Genomic DNA, 16827 nt, shown 5'->3' on the forward strand with positions numbered 1-16827 from the left:
GGGACCTGAGATGAGCGCCAACCTCTCTGCATTTCTGTATCTCGTGGCGGGAGTGCTGTTCATCCTGTCGCTGCGCGGGTTGTCGAGCCCGGCTTCGTCGCGCCAGGGCAATCTGTTCGGCATGATCGGCATGGCGATCGCCGTCGCCACGACGCTTGCCAACCATCCGCCGGCGGACGGTCTCGCCTGGGTGCTCGTCATCGTCGGCATCGCGATCGGTGCCGCGATCGGCGCGGTGATCGCCCGCCGCGTGCCGATGACCTCGATGCCGGAACTGGTCGCCGCCTTCCACTCGCTGGTCGGCATGGCCGCGGTGCTGGTCGCCGCCGGCGCGTTCTACGCGCCTGAAGCCTTCGACATCGGCACCCCCGGCAACATCCATCCGCAGAGCCTGGTCGAGATGTCGCTCGGCGTCGCCATCGGCGCGCTGACCTTCACCGGCTCGGTGATCGCGTTCCTGAAGCTGTCCGCGCGCATGAGCGGCGCGCCGATCATCCTGCCGTTCCGCCACGGCATCAACATCGCGCTCGCATTGGCGCTGGTGTTCTTCATCGTCCGCCTCGTGCTGACCGGCGGCGCGTTCGACTTCTGGATGATCGTCATCCTGGCGCTGGCGCTCGGCGTGCTCATGATCATCCCGATCGGCGGCGCCGACATGCCGGTCGTGATCTCGATGCTGAACTCCTATTCGGGCTGGGCCGCGGCCGGCATCGGCTTCACGCTCGGCAATTCCGCGCTGATCATCACCGGCGCGCTGGTCGGCTCCTCGGGCGCGATCCTGTCCTACATCATGTGCCACGCGATGAACCGGTCGTTCATCTCGGTCATCCTCGGCGGCTTCGGCGGCGAGACCGCGGCCGCCGGCGGCGGCACGGGCGAGCAGAAGCCGGCCAAGCTGGGCTCGGCCGACGATGCCGCCTTCATCATGAAGAACGCCTCCAAGGTCATCATCGTGCCCGGCTACGGCATGGCGGTGGCGCAGGCCCAGCACGCGCTGCGCGAGATGGCGGACATGCTGAAGAAGGAAGGCGTCGAGGTGAAATACGCCATTCACCCGGTCGCTGGCCGCATGCCCGGCCACATGAACGTGCTGCTCGCCGAAGCCAACGTGCCCTATGACGAGGTGTTCGAGCTCGAGGACATCAACTCCGAGTTCGCGCAGGCCGACATCGCCTTCGTGATCGGCGCCAACGACGTCACCAACCCGGCGGCGGAAGAGGACAAGTCCTCGCCGATCTACGGCATGCCCGTTCTCCAGGTCTGGAAGGCCGGCACCGTGATGTTCATCAAGCGCTCGCTCGCCTCCGGCTATGCCGGCATCGACAATCCGCTGTTCTATCGCGACAACACCATGATGCTGCTCGGCGACGCCAAGAAGGTCACCGAGAACATCGTCAAGGCGATGTAAAAGGCGAGAAGGAAGCGGACCGTGGCCATCAACAGGGAATGGCACCGGTCCCATCGCATGCCACCGAAGGCGACACGCGCGCAACGTGTCGCATGGCACGCCGCCCATGCGGCGGCGTGCGGCTGCCGCGACATTCCGGCGAGCATCCGGCCTGATGTCATGAAATTGCTGCGGAGCCGTCGCAAGCCGTGAGCCGGAAACCGGCCGCGTATCATGACCATCTTCAAGTGGATCGCCATCCTGCTCGTGACCGTCTATTGCACCGGTCTCGTCGTGCTGTATGTCAGGCAGCGCGAGATGCTGTTTCCGATCCCGCCCGTCGGTCGCACCGCGCCGGATGCCGCAGGATTTCCCGAGGCGGAGGAGCATGTCCTGACGACGTCGGACGGCGAGAAGGTCATCGTCTGGCACGTGCCGGCGAAGCCGGGCCGTCCGGTGATCCTGTTTTTTCCGGGCAATGGTGATTTTCTCGCCGGCCGCGTCAGCCGCTTCAAGGCGATGACGGCCGACGGCACCGGTCTCGTCGCGCTGTCCTATCGCGGCTATGCCGGCTCGAGCGGCGCGCCGAGCGAGGAGGGCCTGCTGCGCGATGCCGCGGCCGCCTATGCTTTCACGACCGCGCGCTATGGGGCGGAACGGATCGTCGCCTGGGGCTTTTCGCTCGGGACAGGCGCGGCGGTTGCGCTCGCCTCGGAGCATCGTGTTGGAAAACTCATCCTGGAAGCTCCCTATGCGTCGACGGTCGACATTGCAGCGGCATCGTTCTGGTTCGTTCCGGTGCGGCTACTGATGCGCGATCCGTTTCATTCCGACGAGCGGATCACGCGCGTCACGGTGCCGCTGTTGGTGATGCATGGCACCGATGACCTTGTCATTTCGATCGTGTTCGGGGAACGTCTGTTCGCGCTCGCGCATGAACCGAAGCAGTTCGTTCGCTTCGCGGGCGGCGGACACGACAATCTCGATGCCTTTGGTGCGATCGAGGCGGCGAGGCGCTTCATTGGATCCTAACCGGCTTGTCACATGGCTCCGGAGCCTAGCCCTCGCCGCGATCCTCACGCTATTGCCACAGCACGCATGGGCCGCGACCGGGCTCGACGGTGCCGCGATGCGCTGGCCCTATGCGCTGCCCTTTGCCGGCCTCTTGCTGTCGATTGCGCTGGGGCCGCTGCTGTTTCCAAAATTCTGGCACCATCATTACGGCAAGGTCGCTGCAGCCTGGTCGCTGCTGGCACTCGCCTCGCTCGTCGGTTTCGGCGGCATCATGGCGACGCTGGCGGCGCTGGTCCATGCCATGCTCGCCGAATATCTCGGCTTCATCGTGCTGCTGTTCTCGCTCTATGTCGTGGCCGGTGGCATTCTCGTCACGGGCGACATCAAGGCGACGCCGGCGGCCAATGCCGGCATCCTCGCGCTCGGCACCTTGATGGCGAGCGTCGTCGGCACCACGGGTGCCGCGATGATCCTGATCCGTCCTTTGATCCGCGCCAACCGGCTGCGGCGCCACAACGCCCATGTCGTCATCTTCTTCATCATCCTGGTCGCCAATGTCGGCGGCGCGCTGAGCCCGCTCGGCGATCCCCCGCTGTTCGTCGGCTTCCTGCATGGCGTCGACTTCTTCTGGACCACGCGGACCATCTGGTTACAGACCACGATCGTTGCCGGGCTGCTGCTCGCGATCTTCGTCGTCATCGATGCCTGGCGCTTCCGCAGCGAGCCGCCTCCTGGCGATGCCGGCCCCGCCAGGCCGGTCCGCGTCCGCGGCCTTGTCAATTTGGTGCTGATCGCCGCCATCGTCGCGAGCCTGCTCGCCTCGGCGATGTGGAAGCCGGGCATTGCCTTCGACATCCTCGGCACCAGGTTGGAGCTGGAAGACATCGTGCGCAACGTGGCGCTGCTGGCCATTGCGGCGCTTTCGGTGTGGCTGACGCCCGACGAGCACAGGCAGGCCAATGGCTTCACCTGGGAGCCGATCCGCGAAGTGGCAAAGCTGTTCGCGGGCATCTTTGTCGCCATCATCCCGGTCATTGCGATGCTGTCGGCCGGCCATCACGGCGCGTTCGCGTGGCTGCTGTCGGCGGTGACGGCACCGGACGGCGCGCCGCGCGAGGTCGCCTATTTCTGGTTCACCGGATTGATGTCGGCGTTTCTCGACAACGCGCCGACCTATCTCTTGTTCTTCGAACTCGCCGGCGGCGACCCGCAGGTGCTGATGCATCAGCTCTCGGGCACGCTCGCCTCCATCTCCATGGGCGCCGTCTACATGGGAGCGCTCACCTATATCGGCAACGCGCCGAACTTCATGGTGAGCAGCATCGCCAGCGAGAACGGCATCGAGATGCCGAGCTTCTTCGGCTATCTCCTGCGCGCGGGCGGGGTCCTGATCCCGCTGTTTCTGCTGCTGACCGTGCTGCCGGTCGCACCGATCCTGCACTGGCATTGAATCTGCCGGCCGATTTGCTACTGCTCGCATGCACAATTGGAGCGGGTGGATGAGCGCGCATAGTCCGATGCCACGGTCGGCCTGGATCTTTCCGGCGCTGGCCGTGCTGTTGTTCGCGGCCGTCAGCGTGACGGACTACGTGTTCACGCTGTCGCTGGGCGGGCTCGTCTTCGCCATCGTGCTTCTGGTCATCCTGTTCGGCACGGTGTTTGCCGCCGTTCATCATGCCGAGGTGATCGCGGAGCGGGTCGGTGAGCCCTATGGCACGCTGGTGCTGACGCTCTCGGTGACCATCATCGAGGTGGCGCTGATCACCACGATCATGCTGGGCGAGAAGCCCGCGCCGGAGCTGGCGCGCGACACCGTGTTCGCCGTCGTCATGATCGTCTGCAACGGCCTCGTCGGCCTCTGCGTCTTCATCGGCGGCCTGCGCTACCGCGAGCAGGGCTTCCAGCTCTCGGGCGCGAACGTCTATCTCAGCGTGCTGTTTGCGCTTGCGACCATCACGCTGATCATGCCGAACTACACGACCACGACGCCGGGACCGGTGTTTTCGGCGGCCCAGCTCGGCTTCGTCGACGTGGTCACGCTCGCGCTCTACGGGGTGTTCCTCTACACCCAGACCGTCCTGCACAAGGATTACTTCGTCCACGAGAGCCCGAGTAACGAGGGTGGGGCGGTGCATCTGTCTGGCAGGGTGTTCCTGCTCAGCGTCGTGCTGCTTCTGATCTCGCTCCTGGCGGTGGTGCTGCTGGCGAAAAAGTTCTCGCTCGTCGTCGACGCAGTCGCGGCCAAGATCGGCGCGCCGCCGGCCTTCGCGGGCCTGCTCGTGGCGCTCCTGATCCTGCTCCCGGAGGGCGTGGCGGCGATTTCGGCGGCGCGCAAGAATGATCTCCAGAAGAGCATCAACCTCGCCCTCGGCTCGTCACTGGCAACCATCGGGCTGACGATTCCGGCGGTAGGGGTTGCTACCTATGCGCTCGACAAGGAGCTCGAACTCGGCCTCAATCCGCAGGGGAGCGTCCTTTTGCTCCTGACCTTCTTCCTGAGCATGCTGACCTTCGGCACAGGCAGGACCAACGTGCTGTTCGGACTGGTCCATATGGTGGTATTTGCCGTCTACGTGTTCATGGTTTTCGTGCCCTGAAGCGCGACCGCGCGTCAGGTTGGTGTTCAAGGGGGTCCCGATGCTTGCCGCCAAGTCCGAGGTTCAGGTCGACAACGAGGAGGTCCGGGTGACGGAATGGCGCCTTCCGCCGGGCGGTGCCACCGGGCACCACACCCACGGCATGGACTACGTCATTGTTCCCGTGGTGGCGGGGGAGATGACCATCGTGGCGCCCGGCGGCGAGCGGTCCAAGGCGCAGCTTGCGGCCGGGAAATCCTACTTTCGCAAGGCCGGTGTCCAACACGACGTGCTTAACGAAACCTCAACCGAGATCGTGTTCCTTGAGATCGAGCTGAAGCCGTAAGGCTTACCCTTTGCCATCGATCCGTCGCAGTTGATCCCTTACAATGCCCTAAAGTTCCCGCATCAGATCGCGCGGGGAGTGGCCGAGAAATGCTGAAATACCTCGCTAAAATCTCGATGGATATTTTCCCCTCGGTGCTCGCGACGATCATCGGGGCCTACATCGTTAACCACTACATCAACGCCAAGCCGGCGGCCGATACTCCCGCGGCCGTGGTCGCGCCCGCCCAGGCTGGCAGCGACGGCAAGCCCACGGACACCGCCAACCTTCCCGCGCCCGGCGTCAAGGCCAAGGGCGTCTCTGAGAAGAGCGCTTCCGAGAAGAGCGTGACGGACAAGGCGGCGGCCGAGAAGCCTGCCGACCATCAGCCGGCTGCTGAGACCAAGGCCGCGGACGTGGCTCCCGCCGAGACCAGCCCGCGCGGCCGCACGTCGGCGCGCGAGAAGGCGGTCGCCAAGTCTAATCCGGCGGCCTCTAATCCGGCGGCCACCGCTCCGGCTGCCGCGACTCCCGCCACCGCCCCGGTGGTGGAGGCCAATTCGGCGCCGGCCGCGACCCCCGACGCCAACGATCTCGCGCGCGCCGCCATCGAGCGTCTGCGCAAGTCGCCTGAGGGGAAGGCCGCCGAGGCCAGATCTTCCGAAACCAAGCCGGCCGAGAGGCCGGTGGAGCCTGCGGTGCGGGAAGCCGCCCGCACCCCGGAGGCCCCGCGTGTCATCTCGACGGAGTCGTCCACGGTCCGCCCGTTGCCGCCGCCGATCACGGTGTCCACGCCGTCATCCGAGGCCTATGGCAATGGCAGCTCGTCGCCGGCCAACCCGCCCTACACGGCCTCGGTCGACAACGACCCGAATCGGATGACGCCGCCGGCTGATATTCCGGTGCCGGTGATCGCGCCGCCGCTCGATCTGCGCGCCGACGCCGGTGCGCCCATGCGGCGGCCGAAGACCAATGTCGCCGACGAGATGCTGTCGGGCGTCAAGTCGATGTTCCACGCCGTTCTGCCGAAGAGCAGCACCCCCGACTAAGACGATATTTGAGCCGCGCCGTCAGCCGCCGACGCGGGCGAGGCCGCTGCGGGCGGCATCGTCGCGTGGGCGAAGGGCGACCGCCTTGTTGTAGGATGCCGCCGCCTTGGCCCTGTCGCCCAGCCGCTCATAGGCCTGTCCCCGCGTAGTCCAGACCTGGACATTGTGTGGATCGGCCTCGGAGGCCTCATCCAGATCGGCTGCGGCCTCCTTGACCTTGCCGAGCGCGAGATAGCTGGTGGCGCGGCCCAGCAACGGCTCGACCTTCTGCGGGTTGAGCCCGCTTGCAGCGCTGAAATCGGCGATCGCGAAATCGTGCTGGTTGTTGCCCTGATGGATCAGGGCACGGCCATAGAGCGCCTGTGCATTGTAGGGATCGAGCGCGACCGCGCGATTGAACTCGTCGAGCGCTGCGGCGGTCTCGCCTGACTTCGCCAGGGACTGGGCCTTTGCGGTGTGGGCCTGGGCTTCGGTGACGTTGCCGGCGCTGACCGCGCTCTCGGCGGTTGAGGCCGTCTTGGGCGCCTCCTGCGGCTTGTCCTTCTCCGGCGTCAGCGACCCCAGATCGAAGGAGCAGCCGCACAGTGCAATCCCCATCAACGCCAGTGCGATTGGCTGCTGCCAGATCCGGCATCGCCGCGCCAAGCCGCGCTCGGGGAAAGGGGAGGCCATCTACGGTTCGCTCGCGCTGGAGCATGATCCGGAAGCGTGCCGCCGCTTTCCCTCGCGACCAACGCGGAATGCGCTTGCGCGGAGATCATGCTCAAACAACAAACCAAAGCGCGATGACGCTTCAACCGACTTCATCGCGCTTTAGTGCCGCATCGGTAGTGCCCGTCCCAGAAAAGGCACCGCTCACAAAACAATAACGCGGGCCCGGGGCCCGCGTCATCGAAAACTGAAGTCCGGCTAGTTCGGCAAATCAGCGCGGTCCGCGCGGACCTGCACCCGGGCCGCCACGGCCACCACGCTCACCGCCGGGACCTGCGCCGAACACCGGCTTCGGCTTCATCGGCAGCAGGCCTTCACGCTGCAGCTTCTTGCGGGCCAGCTTGCGCGCGCGGCGCACGGCTTCGGCCTTTTCGCGGGCCTTCTTCTCGGAGGGCTTCTCGTAATGGCCGCGGAGCTTCATCTCGCGGAAAATCCCCTCACGCTGCATCTTCTTCTTCAGCGCCTTGAGGGCTTGATCGACATTGTTATCGCGAACGAGAACCTGCACGCGGCATCCTCTTCAGTGGATCGGATTTGAATTCTGGTAAGTCAAAGGGGATGGCAAAAAGCCCGGCGCCCTTAACCTTGAGCGCGCGGATGTACCAGACAAAACCCGCTCTGTCCACCGGCCAAGCGCGTTTTCGGGCCAAGTTCAGCCATTAAATGCGGCGAAAATACCTCTGTGCGGTCCCAATTTGGGTGGTTTGGCGCCAAAAGGCGGGCCGTTTTCCGGAGGTTGATCCGGACTGAAATCAGGGGAGACATTACATGGACATGAAGAAATGCGCTGCCGAGGCCATCGGTACGTTCTGGCTCACATTCGCAGGTTGCGGAAGCGCGGTGATCGCAGCCGGTTTTCCGCAGGTCGGCATCGGCCTGGTTGGCGTGTCCCTGGCCTTCGGGCTCAGCGTGGTGACCATGGCCTATGCGATCGGCCACATCTCGGGTTGCCATCTCAATCCGGCCGTGACGATCGGCCTTGCAGCCGGCGGCCGCTTTCCGGCCGGCCAGATCCTGCCCTACGTGATCGCGCAGGTGGCCGGCGCGATCGTGGCCGCCTGGCTGCTCTATGTCATCGCGAGCGGGGCGCCCGGATTCGATGTCACCAAGGGCTTCGCATCCAACGGCTATGATGCGCATTCGCCCGGCCAGTACAGCATGATGGTGTGCTTCCTGACCGAGGTGGTGATGACCATGATGTTCCTCTTCATCATCATGGGCGCCACCCATGGTCGTGCACCGGCGGGCTTCGCGCCGCTCGCGATCGGGCTTGCGCTCGTGATGATCCATCTCGTCAGCATTCCCGTCACCAACACCTCGGTGAACCCGGCGCGCAGCACCGGCCCCGCGCTGTTCGTCGGCGGCTGGGCGATGGCGCAGCTCTGGATGTTCTGGGTCGCACCACTGATCGGCGGCGCGCTGGGCGGTGTGATCTATCGCTGGCTCAGCGAGGAGCCCACCGGCGTCGTCGCGGGCGCGAAGACGGCCTAGCTGTTTCGAGCGAAGCGGAAACCGTTCGCGTCAAGAAAACGCGTCAAAGCAAAAAAGCGGGATCGCAGCCTTTGCGGCGGTCCCCTCACTTGTCCTTCGCCGGCCGGACTTCGGTGACGTGGCCCATCTTGCGGCCGGGGCGCGGCGTGCCCTTGCCGTAGATGTGCACCGTGGCCCCGGGGACGGTCAGCCAATTGTCGTAGTCTTTGATCTCGTCGCCGATCAGGTTGGTCATGGTGACGATTTCGCCATGGCGCACCGGCTTGCCGAGCGGCCAGCCGGCAATGGCGCGGATGTGCTGCTCGAACTGCGAGACGGATGCGCCATCCAGCGTCCAGTGCCCGGAATTGTGCACGCGCGGGGCGATCTCGTTGACCAGCACCTTCGGCCCGGTGCCATTGGCGAGCACGAACATCTCGACCGCGAGCACGCCGACATAGTCGAGCGCGCTCGCAATCTTGCCGGCGATGCTGCGCGCGTCCTCGGCGAGTGCGTCCGCGATCGGTGCGGGCGCGCGGGATACCTTCAGGATGTGATCGCGGTGCTCGTTCTCGGTGACGTCGAAGCATTCGACCTGGCCCGCGGCCGAGCGTGCGGCGATCACGGAGATCTCGCGCTCGAACGGCACGAAGGCTTCCAGGATCGCCTGCTTGGTGCCGAGACTGGTCCAGACCTTGGCGATGTCGTCGCCCTCGCGGATGATGGCCTGGCCCTTGCCGTCATAGCCGAAGCGGCGGGTCTTCAGCACGGCGGGAAGGCCGATTCTGAGAATCGCTTCGCGCAGCGAGGAGACGGAGGTGACGTCGGCATAGGCCGCAGTGCCGATGCCGAGCCGCGTGATGAAATCCTTCTCGGCGAGCCGGTCCTGGGTGGTCTCGAGGATCTTGCGGTTGGGCAGGACCGGGCGGCGGGCATCCAGCACCATTGCGGCCGCCGCCGGCACGTTCTCGAATTCGTAGGTGATGACGTCAACGTCGCCCGCGAACAGCTCGAGCGCCTCGACGTCCGCATATTCGGCGCAGGTCGCATTCAGCACCACGTCGAAAGCCGGCGAGTCCGGGTCCGGCGAAAACACCTGGCAACGCAGGCCGAGCCGCGCCGCCGCCATCGCCAGCATCCGCCCCAATTGTCCGCCGCCGAGGATTCCGATGGTGTCGCCGGGCTTCAGCTTCACCTGCCTGCTGTCAGTCACGCCTTGTCCTCCGGGCGCTCGGCAACCGCGTCGGTCTGCGCCTTGCGCCAGGCGGCGAGGCGGCCTGACAAGGCCGGGTCGGACAGCGCCAGCACGGAAGCTGCAAGCAGCGCCGCATTGATCGCGCCGGCCTTGCCGATGGCGAGGGTGCCGACCGGGATGCCCGCGGGCATCTGAACGATCGAATAGAGCGAATCGAGGCCCTTGAGCGTCTTCGATTCGACGGGCACGCCGAACACCGGCAGCTCGGTCAGCGCCGCCGCCATGCCGGGCAAATGGGCAGCGCCGCCGGCGCCGGCGATGATGACCTTGTATCCGGCCGCCTTGGCGCCCTTGGCGAAGGCAAACAGGCGGTCGGGGGTGCGGTGCGCCGAAACGATGCGGGTGTCGGCGGCGACGCCGAGCGCGGCAAGCGTATCGGCGGCATGCCGCATCGTGTCCCAATCCGACTGGCTTCCCATGATGATGGCGATCGGCGCGGTCATGACGTCAATTGTGCTCGGGAAAACAGAAACATAGGCCAGATTAACGGTTCCGGCCGGCGGCTCGCAAGGCGGTGGCAAGGAGAAGGGAATGCACTATCCTGTCTTGGTGAATCCCCGCAAGCCTTCATTGAGCAGGATGCCCATGAAGAAATCAAAAAGGGCGAGCGCTGCGAAGGCCAAAAAGGGCCGGAAGACCAGCGTCGGCCGTTCCAGACCTGCCTCCAGACGCCCGGCTGGGCCGGCGCAGCGCGTCGCGTCGGGCGGCGACAGCGCCACGGACTCCTCCAGGGCGACCATCCGTGGCTTGCGGAGCAAGCTCAAGGCGGCGGAGCGACGGGTCGCGGAACTCGAGGCGGCCGCCGACACCGATTTCCTGCTCGAGATTCCGAACCGGCGCGGTTTCGAGCGCGAGCTCACGCGCGCCATCGCCTACATGAAGCGCTACAGCGCCAGCGGCGCGCTGATCGTGCTCGACGTCGATCGGCTGAAGCCGATCAACGATTCCTTCGGACACGCCGCCGGCGACGAGGTGCTCAAGGCGATTGCCTCGACGCTGACGCGGCGGGTCCGCGCCTCGGACGTGGTCGGCCGGCTCGGCGGCGACGAGTTCGCGCTGCTGCTGTGGAATCTCAGCGAGACCGATGCCAAGGCCAAGGCCGCGCTCTTCGAGCAGGCGATCGACGAATTGTCCTTCACCTTTCGCGACCAGCACGTGACTGCCGGCGCTTCCGCCGGCGTCGCGCTGCTGGGGGCGCATTCCGATGCAGGCCGCGCCCTGGAGGAGGCCGATGCCGCCATGTATGTGCGCAAGGCGCACCGGCGCCATGAGCCGCAGATCGGGCTGGTCAGCAGCTAGAGCATGATCCGGAAAAGTGTGCAGCGGTTTTCCCTCGCGACAAACGCGGAACGCGTTTGCGCGGAGATCATGCTCAAACAATAATCCCTTACAGCGTGGCCAGATCGTCCGGCACGTTGCCGAATTTGCGCAGCAGCCGGGCGTCGCCGAATTCGCCGGTCATGGGATCGCCGCTGCGGCTGAAGGCGACCGCGCCGATATGGCCGGCCCCGCGCGCCAGCATCTCGGCACGCCGCAACGCGGCCGACGAGGTCTGGCATTCCTCCGCGGTACCCGCGACAGGCGAGCCGTCGGCATCGATCAGAAAGGGCATTGCAACGTAGTAGGTCACATCGGACATGGCGTTGCTCCAGCTGGAGCATGATCCGGACTCGTAGGGCCGCGTAGCACAAGGTGCGAACCGGCTTTCTGATAGGATCATGCTAAAAACCCAGCGCGATCGCGTCGCGCCTTGGAACTCAAGCGGCGCTGCTCTTGCTCCGCATCTTGCCGCGCGAGGTCTCCGGAATGCAGCCGGCTGATATCGCCGCCTGCAACTCCTCGAGCTCCGCCTCCAGATACTCGTTGGCCATGATCAGCGCCTTGATGGTGCTGCGCAGATTGCCGTCGCACATCGCGATCGCCTGATCGCAGGCCTGTTCATAATGGCTGTTGTCGAAAAGGGCGGTGGTCGACATCTGCGTTGTCCTCAGCTTGTCCTTGGGCAGGTCCGGGGGCGTTGGGGTGCCCGAATGTTCCTATTTTGTTCTTTTTGAGTCAAGCGGATTCAAAGCAGGTCCTGGCCAAGGGCCGGCGCCTGAATCAGGCGATGATGTCGGGCGTGATCTGGTCTTCGATGAACGCGATACGGTCGCGCAACAACAGTTTGCGCTTCTTCAACCGTTGTAACCGCAACAGGTCGGGGGCGGGCGATTGATGCAGTGCATCGATCGCCGCATCGAGATCTCGGTGTTCCTGCTGCAACCGGGCGAGCTCGGCTTCGAGTTCGCGCGCGTCTTCATGGGTCATGTCTGCGGTGGCCGAAAAACCGATAGGCTGAGATCAAGGCTGTGGATGCCCTGTGGAAATTATCGTCCTTGCGCGGCGTGACCGCAAGCGATCTGCGGCAATCGCCCACCGATCTCCCGCAACATATTTCTGCAAATCGCCGCGGCGCTGCGCAAGCGCATTGATATCATGGATTTTTCCTGCGCGGTTCCGTACTCACGCTTCGTTACATATGAATTTTCAAAAATGAAGGAGTGACGACGGATACCCATCGACAGAACGAATCGGTGATGTAGAGTTGCGCGTCCGGATCGAATCCTGAGGTTCAACCCTACCGAGGAGGTTTCGAATGACAATTCAGGCACATCTTGTTGAATTGGAACGGAAGCACAAACTTCTCGAGAACGAATTGCACGAAGCTCTCGTGCACCTTTCAACAGACGACCTGCAAATTGTTGAGTTGAAGCGACGGAAGTTGATGGTCAAGGACCAGATCGAGCGTCTGAAGCAGTCGGGCGACACGCTCCACTAGTAACCCCCGTAACAGTGTAGAGTTGATCTTACCCTTTCACGCAGGGATGAGGGCCTTTGCGCTCGTCCCTGCTGCAAGGTGCCGTGCAATCATGTTGCACGGAGCACAGGCTCCTGCGAGCCTACAATCCTGCGAGCTCGGCGACGTGATCTGCGATCGCGAGCGACGACGTCAGTCCCGGCGATTCAATACCGAACAGGTTGATCAGGCCTGCGACGCCGTGATCGCGCGGGCCCTGCATCAGAAAATCCTGCGTGGCCACCGCCGGCGGCACGATCTTCGGACGAATGCCTGAATAGCTCGGCATCAACGCGCCGTCCGGCAGCGTCGGCCAGTATCGGCGGATCGCCGGATAGAAGCGCTCGGCGCGTGACGGGTCGACCTCGTAATTGATCGTCTCGATCCACTCGACGTCGGGGCCGAAACGCGCCTGGCCTGCCATGTCCAGCGTCAGATGCACGCCGAGGCCGCCGGGCTCGGGCACCGGATAGATCAGGCGCGAGAACGGCGCCTTGGCGCTGCAGCTGAAGTAATTTCCCTTGGCGAGATAGGCCGGCGGAATCCGGTCGACGGGCATGCCGTCGATGTGGCGCGCCACGGTCGTTGCCGAAAGTCCGGCGGCGTTGACCAGGAGATCACATTGCAGCGTCGTCGGCGCTTCGCCGCCGGCCTCGATCTCGATCACGCCGCTGGCCGCCTTGGCGCGGATCAGCGGAGTGTGAAACGCGAAGGCCGTGCCGGCTTCCTCGGCCTCGCCACGCAGCGAGAGCATGTAGGCATGGCTGTCGATGATGCCGGTGGAAGGCGAGAGCAGCGCGGCGTCGCAGGCGAGCGCCGGCTCCAGCGCGCGTGCGGCTTCGCCCGAAAGCAGCTGCATGTCGAGCACGCCATTGGCCTCGGCATGCGCCTTGATCGATTGCAGCTTCTCGGTTTCCTTCGCATTGGTCGCGACGATCAGCTTGCCGCAATTCTTGTGCGGGATGCCGCGCTCGGAGCAGTAGCGATAGAGCGCGTGCTTGCCGCTGACGCACATGCGCGCCATCCAGCTGCCGGCGCGGTAGTAGATGCCGGCATGGATCACCTCGCTGTTGCGCGAGGAGGTGATGGTGCCGATGGCCTCGGCTTCCTCGAGCACGATGACCTCGCGCCCGGTCTGCGCGAGCCTTCGAGCCACCGCGAGCCCGACAACGCCGGCTCCAATGACGACGCAGTCGACCCTATCCATGGTTGAGCGAGCGGTATGCCAAAATCTTCGGCGGCATCAGGCCGGGGGACGACGGCGCGGGGCCGTTTGCCGTTAAGGAAGCATTTATCATGTCAGGGCAATTGCCGTATTTCACGTCACATTTTTCTGTTGCGCGTACAGGCGTTTACCCGATCCAAACCCGTGAAGCCAGACAATCCGACGTTGAAATCGCGGGTGGCTGATGGCTGACAAGAACTGGCACGAGGGCGGCACGCTTCCGATTGCTGTGCAGGCCGTCCTGTGCCTGGCCGGCACGGTCGCGCCTGCGCGTGCCTTTGCGCTGTCGGACAGCCTGGACCCGCCAAGCTATCTCGGCCAGCTTGATCCCAGTGTGATCTGGGAAGCCCTGATCGCAGGCATCGTCTTCTGTGCTTTCCTCGCCGCGATCGCGCTGTGGATCCATTCCTCGCTGCGCCGGACCAGGCGTTTGCAGCTGCGGCGCAATGCCTTCGTCTCCTCCGCCATGAACAATCTCAACCAGGGCGTGGTGATGACGGATGCGCTGCGGCGCGTCATCTTCTGCAACGACCGCTATCTGGAGATCTACGGTCTGACGCGGTCGGATATCCGGGCCGACATGAACGGCCACGAGCTGCTCGAGCTGCGACGCAAGCGCGGCGTGCTCGGCGCCGTGTCGGACCAGGAGTTCTACGAGAAGGCGGCAAGCCCCAACGGTTTGATCACCGAATTGCCGGACGGGCGGGCCATCCTGGTGAAATATTTCGTGCTGCCGAACGGCGGCTCGGTGGCGACACATCTCGACGTCAGCGAGCAGCGCAGGCTGTCGGGTCAGCTCGCCTCCACCAAGCAGTTCCTGGAAACGGTGCTGGACAACGTGCCGGCCTGCGTGGCCGCCAAGAACATCGAGGACGGCTGCTACATCTTCGCCAACAGCGCCTATGAACGCTTCTGGGGCTTCTCGCGCGACTATGTCGTCGGCAAGAATGCGCGCCAGCTGTTTGCGCCGGTCTCGGCGGCCCGCATCGAGGCGACCGACGGGGCGGCGCTCAATTCGCCGGACGGCCAGTTCCGCAACGAGTTCGAGGTCGAGCGTGGCGGGGAGCGGCGCATGGTCGCCTCGATCCGGATCGCGGTCCGCAATGAAAGCAACCGGCCCGGATTCCTGCTGCTGGTGTTCGAGGACATCACCGACCGCCGCTCGCTGTCGCAGGAGCTGGAGAGCACCAAGAAATTCCTCGAGCTCGTGGTCGACAACATCCCGGTGGCGCTGATCGTGGAGCAGGTCAAGGACGGCCGCTATCTGCTTGCCAACCGCAGCGCCGAGACGATCCTCAACCGCCGGCGCGAGGAGGCCACGGGCCTGACCGCGTCCGACATCTTCAATGCCAAGGAAGCCAAGCTGATCATCGCGCGCGACGAGGCCGCGATCAAGAAGCGCGGTATGATCACCGAGGAGCATCCGATCTCCACCAAGGACGGCCTGCGGCTGTTCCTGACCCGCCGCGCCACGGTGCTGAGCGATGCCGGCGAGCCGCAATATCTGATCAAGACCCACGAGGACGTCACCGACCGCCGGCAGACCGAGTCGCGCATGGCGCACATGGCCTATCACGACGGCCTCACCGATCTGCCCAACCGCGCCGCCTTCCTGCAGGCGCTGACCCAGATGATCGAGGCCTGCGAAGGCACCCGCGAGGAGTTCGCGGTCCTCTGCGTCGACCTCGACGGCCTCAAGGAGGTCAACGACGTCTTCGGTCATGCGCTCGGCGACAAGCTCTTGATCGAAGTGGCCCACCGGCTCCAGGATTCCGCGCGCGGCGGCGTGGTGGCGCGCCTGTCCGGCGACGAGTTCGGTCTCATCATCGACGGCAAGCAGCCGGAGGCGGGTCTGGCGCTGGCGCAGCAGATCGGCGATGCCGTCGCACAGGAATTCCAGATCGATGGCCGTGCGGTGCGCGCCGGTGTCACCACCGGCATGTCGATCTTCCCGCACAACGGCGCCGACGGCGCCTCGCTGCTCGCCAATGCCGGGGCGGCGCTGTTCCGCGCCAAGCAGAAGTCGCGCGGAACGATCAGCCTCTACCAGCCGGAGATGGACCAGCAGATCCGCGACCGCCGCGTGCTGCACCAGGACCTGTCGATGGCGATCAAGAACGGCGAGCTCTCGCTCGCCTTCCAGCCGCAGGGGGCCGCCGGTCACAGCGTCGTCGAGAGCGAGATCATCGGCTTCGAGGCGCTGGCGCGCTGGCAGCATCCGGTGCGCGGCCAGGTCTCGCCGGCCGAGTTCATCCCGATCGCGGAGGAGAGCGGCCTGATCGTCGAGATGGGCGAGTGGATCTTGCGCGAGGCCTGCCGCGAGGCGGCGTCGTGGCCAAAGCCGCTCCAGGTCGCGGTCAACCTGTCGCCGGCGCAGTTCATGCACGGCGACGTGGTCGGGCTGGTCCATTCGATCCTGATCGAGACCGGCCTTGCGCCCGGCCGGCTCGAGCTCGAAATCACCGAGGGCGTGCTGATCGAGGATTTTGACCGCGGCCTCGCCCTGCTGCGCCGGCTGAAGGCGCTTGGCGTGCGCATCTCGATGGACGATTTCGGCAGCGGCTATTCCTCGCTGAGCTATCTCCAGGCATTCCCGTTCGACAAGATCAAGATCGACCGCGCCTTCATCATCAATCTCGGCCGCAACCCGCAATCGGCGGCAATCGTCCGCGCGGTGATCGATCTCGGCCACGGCCTCGAAATGTCGATCATCGCCGAGGGCGTCGAGACCGTCGAGCAGCTCGCCTTCCTTGCCAAGGAAGGCTGCGACGGCGTGCAGGGCTATCTGCTCGGCAAGCCCCTCCCGATCGGGAAATACGCCGGCCTCGTCGGCCGCACTGAAGTCATGGAGCTTGCGCTCAAGACCGGCTAGCGCGTTTTCGAGCGAAATGCCGGTTCGCGTCAGGAAAGCACGTCGGAACAAGAATCCAGAGCCCCCGTTTCGATTCCATCGGAACGAAAATGGTTCTAGGGATGATG

Annotated in this window: 18 protein-coding genes; 10 read left to right on the forward strand and 8 right to left on the reverse strand. The window is 64.9% G+C overall.

Annotated features, from left to right (window positions below):
• Positions 1 to 10 precede the first annotated feature (10 nt).
• From GPL20_RS29895 to GPL20_RS29920, 6 genes are all read left to right on the forward strand, one after another.
• A complete protein-coding gene (locus GPL20_RS29895; protein ID WP_157334458.1) occupies positions 11 to 1408 on the forward strand; it encodes an NAD(P)(+) transhydrogenase (Re/Si-specific) subunit beta in 1398 nt (465 codons plus the stop codon).
• A 213-nt stretch (positions 1409 to 1621) separates the two neighbouring features.
• Positions 1622 to 2419, forward strand: coding sequence for an alpha/beta hydrolase (locus GPL20_RS29900; RefSeq protein ID WP_157334460.1), 798 nt, complete (start codon positions 1622 to 1624; stop codon positions 2417 to 2419).
• Positions 2373 to 3851: a sodium:proton antiporter gene (locus GPL20_RS29905; protein ID WP_157334463.1), complete on the forward strand. Its 1479-nt coding sequence runs from the start codon at positions 2373 to 2375 to the stop codon at positions 3849 to 3851. The genes GPL20_RS29900 and GPL20_RS29905 overlap by 47 nt, the downstream gene beginning before the upstream one ends.
• A 49-nt stretch (positions 3852 to 3900) precedes the next feature.
• Positions 3901 to 4998 carry a calcium:cation antiporter gene (locus GPL20_RS29910; protein WP_157334469.1) on the forward strand — a complete coding sequence of 366 codons (1098 nt, stop codon included), beginning with the start codon at positions 3901 to 3903 and terminating at the stop codon, positions 4996 to 4998.
• A 40-nt stretch (positions 4999 to 5038) separates the two neighbouring features.
• Positions 5039 to 5323, forward strand: coding sequence for a cupin domain-containing protein (locus GPL20_RS29915; protein WP_091956448.1), 285 nt, complete (start codon positions 5039 to 5041; stop codon positions 5321 to 5323).
• 89 nt (positions 5324 to 5412) lie between these two features.
• Positions 5413 to 6351, forward strand: a complete 939-nt coding sequence (locus GPL20_RS29920) for a hypothetical protein (protein ID WP_157334471.1) — start codon at positions 5413 to 5415, stop codon at positions 6349 to 6351.
• Between the two features lie 21 nt (positions 6352 to 6372).
• On the opposite strand, the gene GPL20_RS29925 is transcribed toward GPL20_RS29920, so the two are convergent.
• Positions 6373 to 7023 carry a tetratricopeptide repeat protein gene (locus tag GPL20_RS29925; protein WP_157334473.1) on the reverse strand — a complete coding sequence of 217 codons (651 nt, stop codon included), beginning with the start codon at positions 7021 to 7023 and terminating at the stop codon, positions 6373 to 6375.
• 250 nt (positions 7024 to 7273) lie between these two features.
• Positions 7274 to 7570 (reverse strand): 30S ribosomal protein S21, encoded by a 297-nt coding sequence (gene rpsU, locus GPL20_RS29930; RefSeq protein WP_027545547.1) that lies wholly within the window; start codon positions 7568 to 7570, stop codon positions 7274 to 7276.
• Positions 7571 to 7830: 260 nt separating this feature from the next.
• Here rpsU and aqpZ point away from each other — a divergent pair, with 260 nt between their 5' ends.
• Positions 7831 to 8553, forward strand: coding sequence for an aquaporin Z (gene aqpZ / locus GPL20_RS29935; RefSeq protein WP_157334475.1), 723 nt, complete (start codon positions 7831 to 7833; stop codon positions 8551 to 8553).
• Positions 8554 to 8638: 85 nt separating this feature from the next.
• Here the strand turns inward: aqpZ and GPL20_RS29940 are convergent, their stop codons facing one another.
• Together GPL20_RS29940 and purE are read right to left on the reverse strand one after the other, a co-directional pair.
• Complete coding sequence (locus tag GPL20_RS29940) at positions 8639 to 9745, reverse strand: 5-(carboxyamino)imidazole ribonucleotide synthase (RefSeq protein ID WP_254126385.1); 1107 nt, start codon at positions 9743 to 9745, stop codon at positions 8639 to 8641.
• Entirely contained in the window at positions 9742 to 10230 is a 489-nt protein-coding gene (gene purE, locus GPL20_RS29945) for a 5-(carboxyamino)imidazole ribonucleotide mutase (RefSeq protein ID WP_157334625.1), read from the reverse strand. The genes GPL20_RS29940 and purE overlap by 4 nt, the downstream gene beginning before the upstream one ends.
• A gap of 142 nt (positions 10231 to 10372) precedes the next feature.
• Between purE and GPL20_RS29950 the strand changes: the two genes are divergently transcribed.
• The gene (locus tag GPL20_RS29950) at positions 10373 to 11086 is read left to right on the forward strand and encodes a GGDEF domain-containing protein (RefSeq protein ID WP_167533284.1); all 714 of its coding nucleotides are present in this window, start codon (positions 10373 to 10375) and stop codon (positions 11084 to 11086) included.
• 88 nt (positions 11087 to 11174) lie between these two features.
• On the opposite strand, the gene GPL20_RS29955 is transcribed toward GPL20_RS29950, so the two are convergent.
• From GPL20_RS29955 to GPL20_RS29965, 3 genes are all read right to left on the reverse strand, one after another.
• On the reverse strand, positions 11175 to 11426 hold the full coding sequence (locus tag GPL20_RS29955) for a hypothetical protein (protein WP_157334487.1): 252 nt from the start codon (positions 11424 to 11426) through the stop codon (positions 11175 to 11177).
• A gap of 118 nt (positions 11427 to 11544) precedes the next feature.
• Positions 11545 to 11763, reverse strand: coding sequence for a hypothetical protein (locus GPL20_RS29960; protein WP_157334489.1), 219 nt, complete (start codon positions 11761 to 11763; stop codon positions 11545 to 11547).
• 124 nt (positions 11764 to 11887) lie between these two features.
• A complete protein-coding gene (locus tag GPL20_RS29965) occupies positions 11888 to 12094 on the reverse strand; it encodes a YdcH family protein (RefSeq protein WP_157334493.1) in 207 nt (68 codons plus the stop codon).
• Positions 12095 to 12422: 328 nt separating this feature from the next.
• On the opposite strand from GPL20_RS29965, the gene GPL20_RS29970 reads away from it, so the two are divergent.
• Positions 12423 to 12605 (forward strand): YdcH family protein, encoded by a 183-nt coding sequence (locus tag GPL20_RS29970; RefSeq protein WP_008546178.1) that lies wholly within the window; start codon positions 12423 to 12425, stop codon positions 12603 to 12605.
• Between the two features lie 121 nt (positions 12606 to 12726).
• Here GPL20_RS29970 and GPL20_RS29975 read toward each other — a convergent pair whose 3' ends face one another.
• Positions 12727 to 13830: an NAD(P)/FAD-dependent oxidoreductase gene (locus GPL20_RS29975; RefSeq protein ID WP_157334494.1), complete on the reverse strand. Its 1104-nt coding sequence runs from the start codon at positions 13828 to 13830 to the stop codon at positions 12727 to 12729.
• A gap of 202 nt (positions 13831 to 14032) precedes the next feature.
• On the opposite strand from GPL20_RS29975, the gene GPL20_RS29980 reads away from it, so the two are divergent.
• Complete coding sequence (locus GPL20_RS29980; protein WP_157334496.1) at positions 14033 to 16720, forward strand: sensor domain-containing protein; 2688 nt, start codon at positions 14033 to 14035, stop codon at positions 16718 to 16720.
• Positions 16721 to 16827: the final 107 nt, after the last annotated feature.

The sequence above is a fragment of the Bradyrhizobium cajani genome, assembly GCF_009759665.1.
GTDB classification, from domain to species: Bacteria; Pseudomonadota; Alphaproteobacteria; order Rhizobiales; family Xanthobacteraceae; genus Bradyrhizobium; species Bradyrhizobium cajani.